Annotated in this window: 15 protein-coding genes; 8 read left to right on the top strand and 7 right to left on the bottom strand. The window is 65.0% G+C overall.

The window, feature by feature from the left end; translation table 11 throughout:
* Positions 1-8: 8 nt before the first annotated feature.
* From K32_RS04325 to K32_RS04310, 4 genes are all read left to right on the top strand, one after another.
* Positions 9-380 carry a copper resistance CopC family protein gene (locus K32_RS04325; protein ID WP_201402849.1) on the top strand — a complete coding sequence of 124 codons (372 nt, stop codon included), beginning with the start codon at positions 9-11 and terminating at the stop codon, positions 378-380.
* Positions 377-2290: a CopD family protein gene (locus K32_RS04320; RefSeq protein WP_201402848.1), complete on the top strand. Its 1914-nt coding sequence runs from the start codon at positions 377-379 to the stop codon at positions 2288-2290. Before K32_RS04325 ends, K32_RS04320 begins: the two co-directional genes overlap by 4 nt.
* Complete coding sequence (locus K32_RS04315; RefSeq protein WP_201402847.1) at positions 2287-2709, top strand: copper-binding protein; 423 nt, start codon at positions 2287-2289, stop codon at positions 2707-2709. The genes K32_RS04320 and K32_RS04315 overlap by 4 nt, the downstream gene beginning before the upstream one ends.
* A gap of 207 nt (positions 2710-2916) precedes the next feature.
* On the top strand, positions 2917-3153 hold the full coding sequence (locus tag K32_RS04310; RefSeq protein ID WP_201402846.1) for a hypothetical protein: 237 nt from the start codon (positions 2917-2919) through the stop codon (positions 3151-3153).
* Here K32_RS04310 and K32_RS04305 read toward each other — a convergent pair.
* The 7 genes from K32_RS04305 to K32_RS04275 all read right to left on the bottom strand — a co-directional run bounded on the left by K32_RS04305 (position 3101) and on the right by K32_RS04275 (position 13702).
* Positions 3101-3751, bottom strand: a complete 651-nt coding sequence (locus K32_RS04305) for a 4'-phosphopantetheinyl transferase (RefSeq protein ID WP_201402845.1) — start codon at positions 3749-3751, stop codon at positions 3101-3103. The genes K32_RS04310 and K32_RS04305 overlap by 53 nt on opposite strands.
* Before the next feature lie 20 nt (positions 3752-3771).
* The gene (locus tag K32_RS04300) at positions 3772-7797 is read right to left on the bottom strand and encodes a Pls/PosA family non-ribosomal peptide synthetase (protein ID WP_371812963.1); all 4026 of its coding nucleotides are present in this window, start codon (positions 7795-7797) and stop codon (positions 3772-3774) included.
* A gap of 521 nt (positions 7798-8318) precedes the next feature.
* Entirely contained in the window at positions 8319-9332 is a 1014-nt protein-coding gene (locus tag K32_RS04295) for a LacI family DNA-binding transcriptional regulator (protein WP_201402843.1), read from the bottom strand.
* A 191-nt stretch (positions 9333-9523) separates the two neighbouring features.
* Positions 9524-10351, bottom strand: a complete 828-nt coding sequence (locus tag K32_RS04290) for a carbohydrate ABC transporter permease (RefSeq protein WP_201402842.1) — start codon at positions 10349-10351, stop codon at positions 9524-9526.
* The gene (locus K32_RS04285; RefSeq protein ID WP_201402841.1) at positions 10348-11205 is read right to left on the bottom strand and encodes a carbohydrate ABC transporter permease; all 858 of its coding nucleotides are present in this window, start codon (positions 11203-11205) and stop codon (positions 10348-10350) included. The genes K32_RS04290 and K32_RS04285 overlap by 4 nt, the downstream gene beginning before the upstream one ends.
* A 66-nt stretch (positions 11206-11271) precedes the next feature.
* Positions 11272-12540 carry a sugar ABC transporter substrate-binding protein gene (locus K32_RS04280; RefSeq protein ID WP_201402840.1) on the bottom strand — a complete coding sequence of 423 codons (1269 nt, stop codon included), beginning with the start codon at positions 12538-12540 and terminating at the stop codon, positions 11272-11274.
* Positions 12541-12610: 70 nt separating this feature from the next.
* Positions 12611-13702, bottom strand: coding sequence for a LacI family DNA-binding transcriptional regulator (locus K32_RS04275; RefSeq protein WP_201402839.1), 1092 nt, complete (start codon positions 13700-13702; stop codon positions 12611-12613).
* A 69-nt stretch (positions 13703-13771) separates the two neighbouring features.
* On the opposite strand from K32_RS04275, the gene K32_RS04270 reads away from it, so the two are divergent.
* The 4 genes from K32_RS04270 to K32_RS04255 all read left to right on the top strand — a co-directional run bounded on the left by K32_RS04270 (position 13772) and on the right by K32_RS04255 (position 18650).
* Positions 13772-14869: an ABC transporter ATP-binding protein gene (locus K32_RS04270; RefSeq protein ID WP_201402838.1), complete on the top strand. Its 1098-nt coding sequence runs from the start codon at positions 13772-13774 to the stop codon at positions 14867-14869.
* Complete coding sequence (locus tag K32_RS04265; protein WP_201402837.1) at positions 14866-15792, top strand: nucleoside hydrolase; 927 nt, start codon at positions 14866-14868, stop codon at positions 15790-15792. Before K32_RS04270 ends, K32_RS04265 begins: the two co-directional genes overlap by 4 nt.
* Positions 15793-15920: 128 nt before the next feature.
* Positions 15921-16955 (top strand): L-glyceraldehyde 3-phosphate reductase, encoded by a 1035-nt coding sequence (mgrA, locus tag K32_RS04260; protein WP_201402836.1) that lies wholly within the window; start codon positions 15921-15923, stop codon positions 16953-16955.
* A gap of 213 nt (positions 16956-17168) precedes the next feature.
* Positions 17169-18650 (top strand): mannitol dehydrogenase family protein, encoded by a 1482-nt coding sequence (locus K32_RS04255; RefSeq protein ID WP_201402835.1) that lies wholly within the window; start codon positions 17169-17171, stop codon positions 18648-18650.
* Positions 18651-18741 lie beyond the last annotated feature (91 nt).

Here is an 18741-nt window from a genome sequence, read left to right as displayed (position 1 = left end):
ATTGCCCGATGACGACCAGCAAGTTGGTGCGAGGAGCTTTCCTCGCACTCACCGCCCTATTCGTGACGACGGGCGGCGCCTTCGCCCATAGCGGACTGCAGCGCTCCGAGCCGCAGGCGGACAGCAAGCTCAAGCGTCCGCCGGCCGAGGTGAAGCTCTATTTCTCCGAACAGCTGGAGCCCGCCTATAGCAGCGTCCAGGTCGAGAGCGAGAAGGGCGAAAAGGCTGACCGGAAGGACAGTCGTGTCGATCGCGCCAACCCCAAGCTGTTGCGGGCGACGTTGCCGCCGCTCGAACCGGGCACCTATACCGTCATCTGGCGCGTTCTCTCCGTCGACTCCCATGTGACGCAGGGGCGCTTCAAGTTTCAGGTTGAATGAGCATCGTTCTTCTATCGGCCCTGTGGATTCATGTTGCGGCATGCGTCCTTCTGACGGGCTCGTTCTCGCTGCTGCTGCTGGCCGGACCGCCGCCAAATCCGATCTTTCGCAGATGGGAAGGCGGCGTTCTCGCCAGCGCGCGCTGGCTCGCCATCGCCGCCCTCCTTTCGGGCGTCGTCTGGCTGGCGGCGCGCACGGCGTCGTTTGAGGGCCGTGCCGAGGCCGCTTTCGATCCCGATGCGATCCTGCATGCGATGCTGGACACCTGGCCCGGCCTCGTCCTGATGGCGCGGCTGGGGCTCCTCCTCGTCCTCGCAGTCCTTCTCCAGCTTCGCGCCGACGTCACTGCCAAACGGGACTGGTATGCGGTGCGCGGCGAGGCGTTTGCCCTCGCCGCCGTCGCCCTCGTGCTGTTCGCGGCTTCCGGCCATTCGGCGGCGATCTCCGACAGCCTCTGGCCGCAGGTCAACGACATGGCGCATCTGCTCAGCGCCGGGGTCTGGGTCGGCGGCCTGCCGGCGCTTGCGCTGCTGCTCCATGCCGCGAGCCGAAGCGGCGCGAGGCCCGATCCCTACGCCATACGGACGATGCAGCGGTTTTCGCGAATTGCCCTGGTCGCGGTGCTCATCCTCGCCGGATCGGGCAGCGTATCGGCGTGGCTATTGCTGGAGGGCGTGCCCGGGCTGCTCGGAACGCTTCACGGACATCTCCTGCTCGCCAAGTTCGCGCTGCTTTTCTTCGCCCTGCTTCTCGCCGCCGCCAGCCGCGCGCGGCTGGCATCCCTCGCCGGCTCGGACGAGGCCACATCCAGCCAGACGGCGCGGGCCATGGCCTGGTACATCGCGGTGGAGGCCGGCCTGGTCATCCTGCTGGTCGGCTTCGCCTCCGCCATGACGGTGACGGCGCCGGCCCGGCACGAAGACCCGGCATGGCCGCTGCCGTTCAGGCTGTCCTTCGACGCGATCACCGACGGCACGACCAGCCAGCTTTTCCTTCTGCCGGTGATCCTGCTGCTTCTGGCTGGATTGGCCTTCGTCCTCGCCTCCCTCGTCTATCCCGGGCGGCGACGCGCGATGATCACGGCGGGGGCGATCGCAGTCCTCGCCTCTTTTGGATCCGCGCTCGGGCTATGGCCCTTTGTCGTCCAGGCCTATCCCACCTCCTTCGTCTCGCCGCCGATCCCCTATCAGGTCGGTTCCATCGTCGAAGGCATGAACCTCTCGCAGGCAGCGAAGACAGACAGCCCCGCTTCGCCATCGCCCCAGGGCTATCCGTCCGCATCAAGCGAGCGGCGGACACCGGGCGACGAATTCGGGCTGCTGAAGGCAGAGGCCGGAGAGCTCAGCGACGAACAGCGCTGGAGCGTCGTGAACTATCTGCGAACCGCCGAAGCGGCGCAGGACGAACGGCGGATCGGGCCCGAGGTGGTGCCGGACGGCGCCTGGCTGGCTGCCCCCGATTTTCCGATTGCCATGGGCACGCTGACACCGGGACTGCTGCGCGACTATCGCAACAGGAAGATGGTTCTGCTGGTGCTCTACAGCCTGCCCGACTCCCGCGAGCGCATGACCGAGCTCGCGCGACGCTACGGCGCCCTATCCGTGCTGGGCGTCGAGGTCGTCGCCGTCGCGCCCACCGGTTCGCCGGAGCGAGTGGCGGAGCTTGGTGCGTCGCCCCCCGCCCTCTTCCCGGTGGTCACCGAAGGCAACGAGGACATCACCGCCGCGTACCGCCTGTTCGCGCCGGCCGACACGCACACGGAAATCCTGATCGACCGCCAGGGCTATATCCGCGCCATCTGGCGCGGCAGCGAGACCGGCATGCCCGAGGCTTCCAGCGTGCAGGCGCAGGTGGAAAAGCTCAACGAGGAGAAGACGCCGCCGCCGCTCCCGGAACTGCACATTCATTGACAAAGGCATCCAACAAAATGCGCGCGTGGCACGTGGTTCTGCTTCTCAATCTCGCGCTGGCGATCGGGCTGCTCGTTGGCTATGGCGCCTGGGGCCGTCCGCTCCGTGCCCTCGAAACCGACTACCGGGATCTCCAGAAGCAGGTCGGAGAACTCGAGCGGCAACGCGAGGCGTCGCTTGCCGGCGGTGCACCCGGCCAGCAGCAATGGGAAGGCCACGGCGTGATCCGGGCCATCCATCCGCGCCTGATCCTGCTCAGCCACGAGGAGATCGCCGACCTGCTTCCGGCCAGGACCACCGGCTTCCGCGTGATCGAGGCTTCCGCCTTCAGCGCCTACCACGTCGGCGACACCGTGCGATTCTGGCTGCAGGGAACCGGTCCCGACAACACGATTCTGGTGAAACTGGAGGGGGAATAGGCGGCATCGCCTTATCCCCCCTCGATGCGGGTTCGTCCCGTCCGCAGATTTCCGCCATTCCAGACAGGGCTCGCGGCTACACGGCAAGGTAGTTGACAAGATCGCTGTCAACCGATCGATTTAGCAGTCGAAATAAATACCCGGCCCCGATATCCGTTGGGCCCGCCGATCCCGATCGACCTGTCTCAGGGAATGGAAGCCGTTGCCATGAAGCGCATTCTCGAGCGCAACGCTGCCGAGCCGCAGCCGCCGACGTGGGATCGGAAAATCCTCGAAGCCGGCGAGACGGCGCTGAAGCGTTCCTCGCTCATCCTCGGCCGCCTGGAATCGGCGCTGAAGCGCGCCTCGGATCATCAGAAATCGCCGGCCACGGACAGGGCTCAGCGTCCGGTCAGCACCAGGCAAGCGTCACCACGCGCGGCCGCGGCAGACAGGAAAGCCTGACGCGCCGTCCGTTCGTCGTTATGGCCAGGCCGGAGCGAAGATCGACGGCGATGTCGTCATGGTTCAGGATCACCCCGTCGAGCGGGAACACCGCCTTGTAGACTGCCTCCTTGGCGCTGAAGAGCATGCGGGTCGCGAGCGCGGGATCGATGCCGGCGAGCTGGTCGCCTTCGGCACGGATGAGTTCCTCGACCTCCGGCGGCAGCGGTTCCGCCGGCTCTACATCGACGCCGAGGCTTGCCAAGCCAAGATTTGCCAATGCCCCCCTTCGCGCGACCACGGCGACGGCGAATTCGTCGTCATGCGCTAGCGAGCCGATCAGCCCTTCCGGCCATCGGGGCGCGCCGGAAGGTTCTCCGACGATATCCGCGTTGGCATGATCGAGGCGCCGGAACAGATCGCGCGCGATCTGGCGGGCCGCTCCGCTGGCGCGCTGGCGGATCATAGGCCGCGCACCGAGGGTGAGCCGTTCTATCGGCGTCAGCCGGTCCTCGTCGCCCGGGCGGATCCGCCGGCAGCCGATCCACACGCCTTCCGGCACGATCGCCCGCAGCGCCTCGTCGAGCGCGCGCTCCTCCACCTCGAAGATACAGCTCATCGACGCTGCCTCGCGCCTTCTCAGCGCCTCGCCGCCGGCGAACCGGGTTCGATGCGCGTGACATAGCCGAACAGCTTGGCCGGGTTGCCGCGCCACACCGTATCCGGCTCCAGCGTCTCGCCCTTCATGACGAAGCAGTCGACGTCGGCGACGGATCCTTCGCCCATGACGACGCCGTAGTGGATGAAGGCCGAGGGAGCCAGCGTGCAGCCCCTGCCGATACGGATATAGTCCGACTTGAAGGCGCCCTCCTCCAGCGAATGCGCCTGGATCACGCAGCCCTCGTTCAGCGTCACGTCGTCGCCGATCTCCACCAGCGAGCGCTCGGTCATGATCGAGCCGCCGTCATAGACGCGGCGGCCGACCCTGACGCCGACCAGGCGCAGGATGAGCGGGCGGAACGGCGTCCCCGCGAACAGGTTCATGATCGGCGAGTCGGAGAGCTTCCAATGCCGCTCATGCCGCCAGAAGACGGGATCGTAGATGGTGCTCATGCGCGGCTTCAGCCGCCGGAAGCCGAGGCTGAGCCGCTCGAGCAGGATGTAGAACGGAATGGCGACGGCCGAGGTCAGGACGATGGCCGTGAACAAGGCGATCTCACCCCATTCGGTATAGTAGTTGAGCGCCCGGTCCCAGATCGCCAGCGTCGCGAACAGGAACAGCCACTGCGCGAACACGAACAGGATGGCAGTCCCGAGATTGTGCAGGTTCTTCAACCGCACACGCTGCTTGCGCTCAGCCTCCGAGATCAGGCCGAGCAATTCCTTGTCGCGGTTGACCATGCGCGGGATCTCGAACGGCGGCGAGCCGAGCAGGCCGACATTTTCCCGCACCGGCCCGTCGACCGGGACATGCACCTTGGTACCGAGAAGGCAATTGTCGCCGGCCCGCGCATCCGGCGAATAGAAGATGTTGTTGCCGAAGAAATTGCGCTCGCCGATCTTCGTGTGCTCGAGCCGGAAGGCGGTGGCCGACTTCTGCATGTTGATCATGAACAGGCCGTCCGAGACCATGGTCTTGGAGCCGATTTCGCACAGCAGCGGGTTCTCGTGCTGCTGGTTGGTGCCGAAATTGGAGCCGGTCTGCTCGACCTTGTTCAGGTTCCAGCCGAGCGCGCGCAGATAGTAGACGATCGCCGAGCTGTCGCCGAACAGCGTGTTGAGCAGGCGGATGTTGCTGACGATCTCCGACATGGATTGCAGCCAGTAGTGGAATCCGTAGAGCGGGTAGATCCGCCCCGGCTTGAGCACCAGGCTGAACAGGCGCGGCACCAGCGCGGCCAGCAGCGTGCCGCCGATGATGAAGCCGAAGACCGTGACCGTCGTGCCGATGGCGACGATGCCGATGGTCTCCTGGTAGTCGTCGCTGACGTTTTCCCAATAGGTATGGAAGAGCAGCGGGAACGGCGTGACGATCGCGAACAGGACGATCAGCTGCACCACCTCGAAGACGACGCGGCGGACGCGCGACAGCGAGACGTTGGGAACGGTGCAATAGTCCGCGTCCGTGGGAATAGCGGGCGAACCATGCCAATGCTCGCCGGACGGGATGGACTGTCCGCGCTGCAGCGACGAGGCGTGGCCGAGCTGCGAATTGTCGCCCATGCGGGTGTCGATATCGAGCGCCGAGCCGACGCCGACGAACGAGCCCTTGCCGATGCTGATCGGGCCGGTGTGGATGTAGCCCGACTGCGCGCGGAAGCCGAGGATCATCGATTCCTTGCGCAGGATCGAGTTGTCGCCGATCGAGATCAGGTCCGTGCAGACCGGCACCGACCGGCATTCGATGACGGTGCGGTTGCCGAGCCGGGCGCCGAGCAGGCGCAGATAGAGGCTGTAGAGCGGGCTGCCGCGGAACAGCACGACCGGCGCCGTGCGGATCAAGGTCTTCACCACCCAGAACCGATAGTAGCGCCAGCCCCAAATCGGGAAGGTTTCGGCCTTCCAGCGGCCGACGAGCAACCACTTCATGACGACCGCGAAGCCCGTCAGGCCGAAGAACATCCCGGCCGACAGAACGACGCAGCGGAAATAGAGCTTGGCCGGCTCGTCGAGCACGGCATAGACCCAGTTGAGGCCGTCATTCAGCGCCCAGACGGCCAGATAGCTGTAGGCGGCGTAGAACAGCATCTGCCCGGCGCCGCACATCCAGTAGGCGAAATTCGACGCCTTGCGCGACAGCATCGGCTCGTTGGCGGCGACGACTACCGCCTCCGGCGCGCGCAGGTGCTGGGCGAGGCTCGCGACGGTCGGATAGGTGTAGATGTCGCGCATCGAGGTCGTCGCCCAATTGGCGCGCTTGCGGACGCGGGCGCAGAAGCGTGCCATCAGGAGCGAGTTGGCGCCGAGATCGTCGAAGAAGTGGTCTTCGATCGAGACGCTGTCGAACTTGAGAACATCGACCAGCGTCTCGACGAGGAACGTCTCGTCCTCGTTGCGCGGCTCGACCATCGCTCGGCCGGCCGCGACGCGGGCGCTGGTCGGCTTGGGCAGCTTGCGCAGGTCCGCCTTGTTGGACACCGTCATCGGGATCGCCGACAACTCTTCCAGATAGGACGGCACCATGTAGTCGGGCAGTCGCCGCTTCAGTTCCTTGACAATGTCGGCGCGGTCGATCGGCTCGCCGCCGGATTTCGGCGCGTAATAGGCGACCAGCTCGACGCGCTCGGGCTCGATCTCCCAGGTGGTGACGGCGGCCTGGGCGACCGACGGATGGTCGAGCAGCACGGCTTCGATTTCACCGAGCTCGATGCGATAGCCGCGGATCTTCACCTGCGTGTCGATGCGGCCGTGATACTCGATCTCGCCCTTCGCGTTGATGCGGCCGAGATCGCCGGTGCGGTAGATGCGCTGGCTCGGATTGTTCGGGATGCCGATGAAGTCGTGAATGAACTTCTGCTCGGTGAGCTCGGGCCGGTTCAGATAGCCGACCGCGACGCCCATGCCGGCGATGCAGACCTCGCCCAACTCCTCGCCCTTCAGCAGGACGGGCTTCGCCGGATCGAGGATCGCGATCGAATAGGTGGGCAGCGGCGTGCCGATCGTGACCGGCTCGTCCGGGCTCAGCAGCGCCATCGTCGCCGTGACCGTCGCCTCGGTCGGGCCGTAGGTATTGAGGATCTGCCGGCCCGGCTTCGCCCAGCGCTTGACCAGCTTGGGCGAGCAGGCCTCGCCGCCGACCAGAATGGCGCGCAGGCTCGGCACGTCGGTTTCCACCGAGGACAGCAGCGTCGGGCTGCAAGCCATGCAGGTGATCTCGTGCTGGCGCAGGAAATCGGCCAGCTCCTCGCCCACCAGCGGCTGCTGCCCCGGCGCCGGCACGACGGTGGCGCCGGCGGCGAACGGCACCCAGATCTCCTCCGAGGAGAAATCGAAGGCGATCGTCATGCCCTGATAGATGCGGTCACCCGGCCGGTAGCCGTAGGAGGCGGCGGCGACGCGGATGAAATTGCAGAAGCTCTGATGGGTGACGACGACGCCCTTGGGCTTGCCGGTCGTCCCCGAGGTGTAGAGGATGTAGCAGGTGGTGTCGTCCGGCCCGATCGGCGTCGGCACGTCGGCGGACTTCAGCTCGATCTCGGACCGCGCCGCGTCGATCGAGATATGCGGCACCGGCAGCCGCGCCACCCGCGCCGCATAGTCGGAGACGCTGATGACCATGCTGATCCCGGCATCCTCGATGATCATGATCATCCGGTCTTCCGGGAAGGCGGTCGCGAGCGGCACGAAGGCGGCGCCTGCCTTCATCACGGCAAGTACAGCGATATAGGTCTCGGCGGAACGATCGAGCAGCAGGCCGATCCGGTCGCCGGCCTTGACGCCGCGCTCGATCAGCAGGCGGGCGAACTGGTTGGCGCAGGTGTCCATCTCGCGATAGGACCAGACCCGGCCGCCCGAAATCACGGCGGGGGCGACGTCGAACTGGCTCGCCAATCCGGCGAAATAGCGGTCGAGCCGCTCCCCCGGCGCCCCCTTCTGGACGAAGTCCGCACCGATCAGGATCTGATCCCTTGCGGAGGCCGTGGCGATCTCCGCGATTGCGCTCATTTCGTTCATTGGGGGCACGCCGTCAGGGGATTCGGGGGCCTGACTGCTAGTCCCAATTCGGTCGGAGAACAATCGAATCTTGCGTCGCCGGCGTCGCTCGTACGGTTACGACCCAAATGTTGCGTGGCGGCCACCGGCGGGGGAAAAACTGCCCCGGATGACCCGGTTCCTGCCTCGGTTTGTGGCCCGCAATTCAACCAGCGAGCCGCCCGATGCGAGCTGCCCCGACCTCTCCTTAGGAGACCTTCGCGCAACACCGCGTCCATCGTGCTGATCGGGTCTTGCCACCCTCCACCGTCATCCCGGCGAAGGCCGGGATCCAGACACACAGCCCTGTGGCCGATAGGCTGGGCCAAGCTTTCTTGGCCGGTGTTTATGGGCCCCGGCCTCCGCCGGGGCGACGGAGCCTTGCCCATAGGCCGTGGACCGTATGGCGACCTAGGTGTTCTGTAAGGGTCTCCTCCTGGATGGCGCAAATCCGGGAGGCTGTCAGAGTGCCCGCGCCCGAGGCGATGATCGGCTCAGTGCGATCGCCCGGTCGACTCTCGCACCACGAGCTTGCCCTGGACCTGGAAGAACTGACCGGCTTCCTTGCCGTCGTCCTCGAGAGCCCGCTGGATGTAGTGGACCGCGAGCTCGACCATCTGCTCGACGTTCTGGTCGACCGACGTCAGGCGGTAGGATTGCCACGCGCCGACGACGGAGTTGTCGAAGCCCGCGACCAGAAGATCGTCCGGAACTCGAAGGCCGAATTCGCTGCGCGCCACGTCCATAAGGCCAATCGCCATGAGATCATTGCAGCAGAAGATCGCGTCCATGGATGCGCCGCTTCCGAACAGCTTCCGGGCGATCGCCACGCCGCTGTCATGCGTATAGTCCCCATTCTCGACGACAACGGGCGCAACGCCCCTTTTCGCCAGCGCCCGGAGGAAGCCGGTCTCGCGATCAGTTCCGCTCGAGGCATCGCTGTTGCCCGCGACGAGACCGATGCGGGTGCAGCCCTGATCCAGAAGATGGTTTCCGACCAGCTCGGCGGCGTGCTGGTTGTCGCAGGTGATCGACGTCACCCAGTCGTGCCGGAAATAGCGATTGACCGCGACGACCGGGACCTTCATCCGGCTGATGTTCTCCGTCAGCGTCGAGGTCACGGCATTGATGATGACGAGGGCATCGACCTGATAGGAGAGCAGCTGGGCGACCTGGGACTTGCTGCTGGTCTCATCGCCGAACAGGACGAGGGGAGCGAGGCCCGTATCCCGCAGGGCGCCGCCGAGCACTTCCAGTATCTTGGCGTAATAAGGGTTCTGCAGATCCGCCGAGACGATGCCGATGATCCCGCTTCGTTGCGTGATCAGGCTTCTGGCCATCGCGTTCGGGTGATAGTTCAGCGCGGCGGCCGCCTTGAGCACTTTGCTGCGCGTCTCGGGAGAGACATAGGCGTTGGGCGTGAAGGTCCTGGACACGGCGGATCGGCTGACCCCGGCGAGCCGCGCGACGTCGATGGATCGCACCCGCGTGTCTCTTCTCTCGCTCACTCTGCGCCGCTTCCTTCCTGATCCGAATCTCTCCGGATAACGCGCCGAAACGCTGGTCTCCCAGCTCTTATCACCCTTTCATTTGGTGGACGGAATTTATCTCTGAAGGACCAGGCGCCGCACCGGCGCGCCACTTCGGCAGAGCCTCGGAGCGCGGCGCCCGCTCGTTGCCAAGCGGGCGCCGCCGTTCGCTATTCCTTGCTTCCGGTCGCGGCGATCGACGCCGAATAGAAGCGCTGCAGAATGACCAGCACCGCCATCGGGATCGCCGCGATGAACAGGGCCGCCGCGAAGATCAGCCCGTAGTCGATCTGGTAGCCATTGGAGAATTGGGCGATGGCGACCGCGGCGACCTTGTACTCGGCACCCGGCGCGATCAGCAGCGGCCACAGATAGGACTGCCACTGGAACACGAACAGGATGATCGCGGCGCTGACCAGGGCAGGCACGGACAGCGGCAGATAGATCGACCAGTAGATCCGGAACCATCCCATTCCGTCGACGACCGCGGCCTCCCGGATCTCCCGCGGAATGCCCAGGAAGAACTGGCGCAGGAGAAACACGGCGAGCCCGTTGCCGATGCCGGGCAGGATCAGGCCGGCATAGCTGTCCTGAAGACCGAAGGAGCGCATGATCGCGAACAGAGGCACCGCGATGGCGTCGAACGGAATGAGGAAGCTGATGACCATCACCGCGAAGATCGCGTTGCGGAAGGGGAATTCGATGACCGCGAGGGCAAAGGCGGCCATCGAGCAGAGAACGAGGCCGATCGCGATGGTGATCGAGGAGACGAGGATCGAATTCCAGATCGCCAGCCGGAAGGGACTGTTCCAGACGCCGAGGACGTTGCGGAACGTCCACTCGTCCGGCCAGAACGTGTAGAGGCTGATCGGCGACAGATAACGGAAGATCGAATCCGTCGGCCGGAAGGCGCTGATCGTCAGCCACCAGAGCGGGATGAAGAAGATGACGGCGACCGCGACGATCGCAACCTTGCGAGGCAGCGAGGTGGTGCTCATGCCCGATCCTCCTTCGTGCTCATCAGGCGGAACTGGATCGACACCACAAGCAGCGTCGCGGCGACGAGGACGACGGTCGAGGCGGCCGCGCTCGAGGGGTCGCTCAGGATGAAGGCCTGCGAATAGATCTCGTTCATGATCAGATTGGTGGAGCCCTGCGGACCGCCCTGCGTCAGGATCTGGACGGGCGCGAAGACGAGGAAGTTCGCAACCGTGTTCGCCACCAGCACGAAGGTGAGCGGTCGCCTGAGCTGCGGCAGGGTCACGAAGCGGAACTGCTGCCAGCGATTGGCGCCGTCGATCCGGACCGCCTCATAGAGAGACTGCGGAATTTCCTGCAGCCCGGCAATCAGGAACGTCATCCAGTATCCGACGCCGATCCAGCTGACGATCAGCATGATGGAAGCGAGCGCCTGGTCGGGCGAGGTGAGAAAGCGGAGCGGTGCGAGGCCGAAGGTTTCGAGCATCGAGTTGACCAGCCCGTCGGGCCGGAGCGCGACACCCCAGACGACAGCCGAGACGCTCGGGGGTATGGCGACCGGCAGCAGGATGATCGTGCGCCAGAAGCCGATGGTGCGCATGCCGGCGTTCATGAGGACGGCGAGCGCGAGCGCGACGGCGATCTGGAGCGGATTGATGATGATCGAGTAGATCAGGGTCGTCTTGAGACTGCCCAGGAAACTCTCGTCGGTGAAGATATACGAGTAGTTCTCGAGGCTGAATCCGCCGCCGGGCGCCTGAAACGAGTTGTAGACCGCGACCGCGGCCGGCCAAAGCCTGAGCACGAACACGGAAATGAGGGCGGGCGCCAGGAACGCCAAGGCGACCAGGAACCGAGACTTGCTAGATGCCATCTTGCGCTGATCCTATCCCGAAGGGCGGGAGATGCATTGGCACCTCCCGCCAATCAAAAACCGCGATTACTTGAGGCGCGAGAGCTGCCTGTCAATCTGCCGGTCCGCCGCCTTCAGCGTGTCGGCGGCGTCCGCACCATTGCGGATGTCAGCGAACGACTTGTTCATGACGGTTTCGAACGCGACGAAGCCTGTGGTGCGCGGACGACCGACGGCCGTGTTCTTCAGCTCCGAATTGATCAGCTCGACGACCGGGCCGATCTTGGGCTCCAGCGCCTCCATGTTCTTGGCATAGGTCTTGAAGGCATCCGGATTGGTGGGGGGCACCGGATTGTTGGCGGTCGTCAGGTAATTGCCCTCGCCGTTCAGCGAAGCGTATTCGGCGAAGGCCTGCGCCGCCTCGAGCTTGGTCGTGTTCGGGTTGATCGCGAGCGCCCACGAGCCCGTCGCCGTCGCCGGCTTGCCGTCCTTGAAATAGGGGTGCGGGGCGATGCCATAGTCGAGACCCTTGGCAGCCTCGAAGCGATGGATCGACCAGGGACCGCCGACCAGGAACGCGACCTCGCCGTTGAAGAACAGATCATCGGTCTGCTCGGGCGTCACGCCGCGCGGCGCGACGCCGTCGGCGAAGAGATCGCCATACCACTTGGCCGTCTTGGCCCAGGCCTCGCTGCCGACATCCGACTTCAGGAGGCCGTCGCCCGTCAGGCCCGAACCCGCGCCGGCGGACTCGAACAGAGCCTGCAGCTGGTAGTAGCGGTCAAACTGCTGGAACTCGAGGCCCCACTTGGCGCCGGCCTTCTGCGCCGCCTTCGCGGCCTCGACGACCTGGTCCCAGGTCAGGCGCTTGTCGACATCGCCCGAGGGCAGCTCGACGCCGGCCTTCTTGAGCAGGTCGCGGTTGAAGTAGAGCATCTGCGTCGATGTCCACATCGGATAGGCGAAGATCTTGCCGTCGAAGGAGACCTGCTCGATGTCGACCGGGTTTGGCGCCCCGGCCTTGATCTGCTCCGCGCGCTCGCTCAGATCCTTGAGATAGCCCTTGGCCGCGAACGCGGGAATGCGGGGCGTGTCGGCGGCGATGACGTCGATGCCCGAGTCGCCCTGGCCGATGCGCGACTCGACGGCCGCGTTCAGGTCGTTGAAGGGCACGGACTGGTGCACGACCTTGATATCGGGATGAAGCTTCTCGAAGCCATCGATGACCGGCTGCATCGTGTCTTCACGTTCGGCGGTGAGCAGCGTGATGGTCGTCTGCTGGGCCTGCACGGTTCCGGCGGCGACAAGCGTCACCAGGCCAACCAGCGCGCCCGACAGTGTTCTGATGTTTCCCATGTCTTTCCTCCTCAGTATGCACACATGTGCATATCCACGATTTGCATTTGGACCCGTCGCTGTCAACCGGTCAGATGGGCGATGACGTCGAGTGCCGAACGATCAGCGTCCCCTTGACCTGGAGATGCTGGCCGGTCGGCCCGCCCTCGCCGCGCAACTGCCGAAGGACGATTTCGACGGCTAAATCAATCATTTGCGGAATGTTCTGATCGACCGTCGTCAGGCTGTAGGATTGCCAGGAACCGACCGCGGAATTGTCGAAACCCGCGACCCGCAGATCCTCGGGCACCCGCAGGCCAAACTCGCTTCTCGCGACGTCGACGACGCCCATGGCCATCAGGTCGTTGGCACAGAAGACCGCGTCGGGCGCGACGCTCCGCTCGAGCAGGCTCCGGCCGGCGAGGACGCCGCTGTCATGGCTGTAATCGCCGGTTTCGATGGCGATCGGGGCGGTGCCGCGCTCCACCAGGGCGCGAAGAAACCCCGCCTCCCGGTCCCGGCTGCTCGACGTGTCGGCCTTGCCGGTGACCAGCGCAATCCGCGTCGAACCCACGCCGTGCAGGTGATCGGCGACGGAACCGGCGGCGTGGATGTTGTCGCAAGTGATCGACGTGATCCAGTCCTGCGGAAAGTAGCGATTGACCGCCACGACCGGCAGCTTCATCCGGCTGACGGTGTCGGTGAGCCGGGAAGACAGCACCGCGTTCGTCACGATCAGCGCGTCGACCCGGTAGGAAAGGATCTGGGAAATCTGGGCTTTCGTGCTGGTTTCGTCGCCAAACAGAACCAGCGGCGCGAGCCCCTGCCCCTGCAGGGCGCCGCCGATCCTCTCCAGCGTGAGGGCGTAGAAGGGGTTCTGCAGGTCCGCGGATATGACGCCGACGATGCCGCTCCTCTGCGTCGTCAGCGAACGCGCCATGGCGTTTGGATAGTAGGTCAGGGCCTGCGCGGCGCGGAGCACCTTGGCTCTTGTCGCATCGGACACATAGGCGCCGGGCGTGAATGTTCGGGAGACAGCCGAGCGACTGACCCCGGCCAGTCGCGCGACATCGATCGCGCGGACCCTGCCCTCTTTTTTATCGCCCATGGATTCTTTCTCTTGACCCTCGTCATCCGGCATTTGTACATACTGCACACGTGACCACAATACTTTTGCTGCCATGCGGACGGTCGTTTGCGATCCGTCCGAGGCCAGCGGAGGCACCATGGGAGGGGACAGGGAGGACATGCTTTGAGTGCCGTCGAGCTGCGCAATCTCAAGAAGTCATTCGGTCGGGTCGAGGTCGTCCAGGGCGTCAATCTGACCGTCAGGCAGGGCGAGTTCCTCGCCCTCGTCGGCCCGTCGGGCTGCGGGAAGTCGACCCTGCTCAGGATGATCGCGGGGCTGGAAGCCGCGACCTCCGGCGAGATCGAGTTCGATGGCAAGGTCGTCAATTCGCTCGACCCGAAGCAGCGCAACATCGCGATGGTGTTTCAGAACTACGCGCTCTACCCGCACATGACCGTGCGCGAGAACATGTCGCTCAATCTGCGCCTGTCCGGGGTCGCCAGGGCCGACATCGAGAAGCGCGTCAACGACGCCGCGCAATTGCTGCAGATCGACGGGATCATGGATCGCCGCCCGTCGCAATTGTCGGGCGGCCAGCGGCAGCGCGTGGCCATGGGCCGCGCCATCGTCCGCAATCCCGGCGTTTTCCTGTTCGACGAGCCGCTGTCGAACCTCGACGCGAAGCTGCGCGTGCTGATGCGCGCCGAGATCAAGGCGCTGCACCAGAAGGTCCGCACCACCTCGATCTACGTCACGCATGATCAGATCGAAGCGATGACGCTGGCGGATCGCATCGCCGTCCTGAACGGCGGCAAGATCGAGCAGATCGGCACGCCGATCGAGCTCTACAGCAACCCGGCCAACCGGTTCGTCGCCGGCTTCATCGGCTCGCCGGCCATGAACTTCCTGGCCGGCAAGGTGGTGAACGGCAAGGCGGTCGTGCCGCAGTCGGCGGACGCCCTCCCCCAGGTGCCGGTCGCCGATCTGCCGGAAGGAACGGCCGTCGAGATCGGGCTGCGCCCCGAGCACATCACCCTGACGGAGGAGGCAGGATTGCCCGCCGTCGTGAGCCAGGTCGATCAGACGGGTTCGCAGACGCATCTCGTCGTGGATGTGTTCGGGCAGGCCGTGACCGTCGTGCTCGAGGGGATGGTGATGCTGGAGCCTGGCGACACCGTCCGGATCACCGCGAAACCCGAAGACATTTACCTGTTCACCGCCAGCGACGGCAAAGCCGTTCGCGCGCGGCCCGAGCCTCGCATCAGGGAGAAACGTGCATGACAGTGCTGGACTACGCCGACCACTTGCGTTTGCTGGAGGCGCCTTCTGGCCGTGTGAAGTGTGTCCTGGACACCGATACCTTCAACGAGATCGATGACCAGTTCGCGATCGTGCAGTTGCTGTTGTCCTCAGATCGCCTGGACCTGCAGGCGATCTACGCGGCGCCGTTCCACAATGACCGTTCGAACGACGCCGGTCACGGCATGGAGCTCAGCTATGACGAGATCCTGCGCCTGCTCGAGCGTATGGACGTCAGCCCGGAAGGCCTCGTCTACAAGGGCGTGACCGAGTATGTCGGGCCGCAGAAGCTCGTGCGCGAGGCGCCGGCCGTCGACGATCTGATCGCGCGCGCCCGCGCCAGTACGCCCGACGCGCCGCTCTACGTGATCGCGATCGCCGCGATCAGCAACGTCGCCTCGGCGATCCTGAAGGCCCCCGACATCGTCGACCGGATCGTCGTCGTCTGGCTCGGCGGCCATGCGCTGGAATGGCCGGATGTTCGGGAATTCAACCTGAAGCAGGATGTCGGCGGCGCGCAGGTGCTGTTCGACAGCGGCGTTCCCGTCGTGCTGTTCCCCTGCATGGGCGTCGTTTCCCATCTGCTCAGCACGGTTGCCGAGATCGAGCGCTATGTCGAGCCGCATGGCGACATCGGCCGCTTCCTGGCGCAGCGCTACAAGGAATATTCCGACGATCACCTCGGCTGGTCCAAGGAGATCTGGGACATGGCGCCCGTCGCCTGGCTGATCGATCCGAGCTGGTGCGACAGCGTCATCGTCCCGACGCCGGTTCTCACCGACCAGGTGACCTGGAGCGTCGATCGCGGCCGTCACCCGATGCGCTATGTCCACAGGATTCACCGCGATCCGATCCTCAAGGATTTCTTCGTCAAGCTCAAAGCCTGGAACGAGAAGCGCGGATAGTCGCAGACGATGCCCCGCCGGATTTGGTATGACTGACCAGGAACGGTAACCTTCGAAGAGCCTCCCAGCTTTGAAGGTCCGGCGAGGGACCCGACACGGGTCCCTCGTCCTCTTTCAGGAATGGAAACATGAGCTGGCAACCGGCATCCGACCGCTATTCGAAGATGAAGTACAACCGCACGGGCCGCTCGGGCCTGAAGCTGCCGGCGGTGTCGCTCGGCCTGTGGCACAATTTCGGCGACGACACGCCGCATGACCGCAAGGTCGACATGTGCCGCACCGCCTTCGACCTCGGCATCACCCATTTCGATCTCGCCAACAATTACGGCCCGCCCCCCGGCACCGCCGAGATCGCTTTCGGCGAGATCCTGCGCACCGATTTCGCGGGCCTGCGCGACGAGCTCATCATCTCGTCCAAGGCCGGCTACGACATGTGGCCCGGCCCCTACGGCGAATGGGGCAGCCGCAAATATCTGATCGCTTCCTGCGACCAGAGCCTGAAGCGCATGGGCCTCGACTATGTCGACATCTTCTATTCCCACCGCTTCGACCCGGAGACCCCGCTGGAGGAGACCTGCGGCGCGCTGGATCACATCGTCCGCTCCGGCCGCGCTCTCTATGTCGGCATCTCCTCCTACAATTCGCACCGCACCCGCGAGGCGGCCGCCATCCTTCGGGATCTCGGCACGCCGTGCCTGATCCATCAGCCGAGCTATTCGATGCTCAACCGCTGGATCGAGGACGACAAGCTGCTCGACACGCTCGACGAGGTCGGCATGGGCTCGATCGTCTTCTCGCCGCTGGCGCAGGGCATGCTGACGACCAAGTATCTCGGCGGAATCCCCGAGGACAGCCGCGCGGCGCAGAACCATTTCCTGAAGAAGGACTTCATCCGTCCTTCCGTCATCGACAACGTCCGCAAGCTCAACGAGATCGCCGAGAAGCGCGGCCAGACGCTGGCGCAGATGGCGATCGCCTGGGTCCTGCGCGGCGACCGGGTGACTTCGGCGCTGATCGGCGCCAGCCGTTCCTCGCAGATCGTCGATTGCGTCAAGGCGCTCGACAATCTCGAATTCTCGGCGGAAGAGCTTCGGGGCATCGACGCCTACGCCAAGGAGGCCGACATCAACCTCTGGGCCAAGTCGGCGGAACTCGCGCCGTAAAATGCAACGAGGCGATGGGCGGCGCTGCGTTCGTCGACGCCGTCCGCGGTGCCCATCGCCTCCCCAATGCCCAATAACCAAAGCCCCCCGCTTGATCCCGGTCGCGCGAGCCACAGCTTTGTAGACGCTGGCTACATTGTCGCTCTCCCGTGGCCTCCCCCATGAAACGGTAACTTGCGCTGGCTGCGTGTCGCCATCGCGAAAGGACACATAATGGCAGTGAAGTTGGTTGCAGCAGCCCTCGGACAGGTTGCGCGGACGGCGACGATCCCGGCCTATGACCGGGCATCGCTGAAAGCCGGCATCGTGCATTTCGGCGTCGGCAATTTCCACCGCGCCCACCAGGCGGTCTATCTCGACGATCTCTTCAACGCCGGCGAAGACCATGACTGGGCGATCATCGGCGCCGGCGTGCTGCCGTCTGACGTCACCATGCGCGAGAAGCTCGCCGCGCAGGATTTTCTCACGACCGTCGTCGAGCAGGACAACAACCGGACGGCGGCGCGCGTCACCGCGCCGATGATCGACATCCTGCCGGTCGGCGATGCGGCGGCGACCATCGCGAAGCTCGCCGATCCCGCCATCCGGATCGTCTCGATGACGATCACCGAGGGCGGCTATTTCATCGACGCCTCCGGCAAGTTCAACCCGGCGCATCCGGCCATCGCCGCCGACGGCGAGAACCCGACCGCGCCGAAGACGGTCTTCGGCCTGATCGTCGCCGGCCTGAAGGCGCGCAAGGAGAAGGGCCTCGTCCCCTTCACCGTCATGTCCTGCGACAACATCCCCCACAATGGCGTCGTCACCGCCAATGCGGTCATCGGCACGGCGCGGCTCTCCGATCCGGCCTTCGCCGACTGGATTAAGGCGAACGTCTCGTTCCCGAACGGCATGGTGGACCGCATCACGCCGGCGACCAGCCAGCGCGAGATCGACTTCCTCCGGGACCAGTTCGACATCGAGGACAACTGGCCGGTCTTCTGCGAGGAATTCAAGCAGTGGGTGCTGGAGGACAAGTTCACCAACGGCCGCCCGGCGCTCGAAAAGGTCGGCGTCACCTTCGTTCCCGACGTCACGCCCTACGAGCACATGAAGATCCGCATCCTGAACGGCGGGCATGCGGCGATCGCCTATCCGGCGGCGCTGATGGACATTCATTTCGTCCATGAGGCGATGGAGGATCCGCTGATCCGCGCCTTCCTCGCCAAGCTGGAGACCGAGGAGATCATCCCGATCGTGCCGCCGGTTCCCGATACGTCGCTCAACGACTATTTCGGGCTGATCGAGCGGCGCTTCCGCAATCCGAAGATCGCCGACACCATCCCGCGGCTCGCCCAGGACGGTTCGAACCGCCAGCCCAAGTTCATCCTGCCCTCGACGCTGGACAACCTGCGCCAAGGCCGCGACGTCGTCGGTCTGGCCCTCGTCTCCGCCCTCTGGTGCCGCTATCTCGCCGGCACCGCCGACAGCGGCAAGGCGATCGCCTTGAACGACCCGAACGCCGATCGGCTGCATGCCGCAGCGCTTAAGGCCAAGGATGATCCCGACGCCTTCCTCGTCTTCGACGACATCTTCGGCGAAGTGACGAAATCCGAGCTCTTCCGCAGCCGCTTCGCGCACGCCCTGAAGACGCTTTGGGAGAAGGGCTCGCGCGAAACCCTGCAGCTCTATCTCGATAACAAGCTGGCGGCCTGATCCGCCCCGACGTCGGCGGGCCTTCCGGCCGCGACGGCATCGATATCGGGACGCCTTGTCGCGTCTCCAGCACGAAGAGGCCCCTGCCGGA

The organism is Kaistia sp. 32K (genome assembly GCF_016629525.1).
Lineage (GTDB): Bacteria > Pseudomonadota > Alphaproteobacteria > Rhizobiales > Kaistiaceae > Kaistia.
This window is presented reverse-complemented; position numbering and strand designations above follow the sequence as displayed.

Excerpts from the sequence above, each read along its gene's own strand:
- K32_RS04325 (WP_201402849.1), top strand. The coding sequence starts at position 9 with ATGACGACCAGCAAGTTGGTGCGAGGAGCTTTCCTCGCACTCACCGCC.
- K32_RS04320 (WP_201402848.1), top strand. The coding sequence starts at position 377 with ATGAGCATCGTTCTTCTATCGGCCCTGTGGATTCATGTTGCGGCATGC.
- K32_RS04310 (WP_201402846.1), top strand. The coding sequence starts at position 2,917 with ATGAAGCGCATTCTCGAGCGCAACGCTGCCGAGCCGCAGCCGCCGACG.
- K32_RS04305 (WP_201402845.1), bottom strand. The coding sequence starts at position 3,751 with ATGAGCTGTATCTTCGAGGTGGAGGAGCGCGCGCTCGACGAGGCGCTG.
- K32_RS04300 (WP_371812963.1), bottom strand. The coding sequence starts at position 7,797 with ATGAGCGCAATCGCGGAGATCGCCACGGCCTCCGCAAGGGATCAGATC.
- K32_RS04290 (WP_201402842.1), bottom strand. The coding sequence starts at position 10,351 with ATGAGCACCACCTCGCTGCCTCGCAAGGTTGCGATCGTCGCGGTCGCC.
- K32_RS04285 (WP_201402841.1), bottom strand. The coding sequence starts at position 11,205 with ATGGCATCTAGCAAGTCTCGGTTCCTGGTCGCCTTGGCGTTCCTGGCG.
- K32_RS04280 (WP_201402840.1), bottom strand. The coding sequence starts at position 12,540 with ATGGGAAACATCAGAACACTGTCGGGCGCGCTGGTTGGCCTGGTGACG.
- K32_RS04275 (WP_201402839.1), bottom strand. The coding sequence starts at position 13,702 with ATGGCAGCAAAAGTATTGTGGTCACGTGTGCAGTATGTACAAATGCCG.
- K32_RS04265 (WP_201402837.1), top strand. The coding sequence starts at position 14,866 with ATGACAGTGCTGGACTACGCCGACCACTTGCGTTTGCTGGAGGCGCCT.
- mgrA (WP_201402836.1), top strand. The coding sequence starts at position 15,921 with ATGAGCTGGCAACCGGCATCCGACCGCTATTCGAAGATGAAGTACAAC.
- K32_RS04255 (WP_201402835.1), top strand. The coding sequence starts at position 17,169 with ATGGCAGTGAAGTTGGTTGCAGCAGCCCTCGGACAGGTTGCGCGGACG.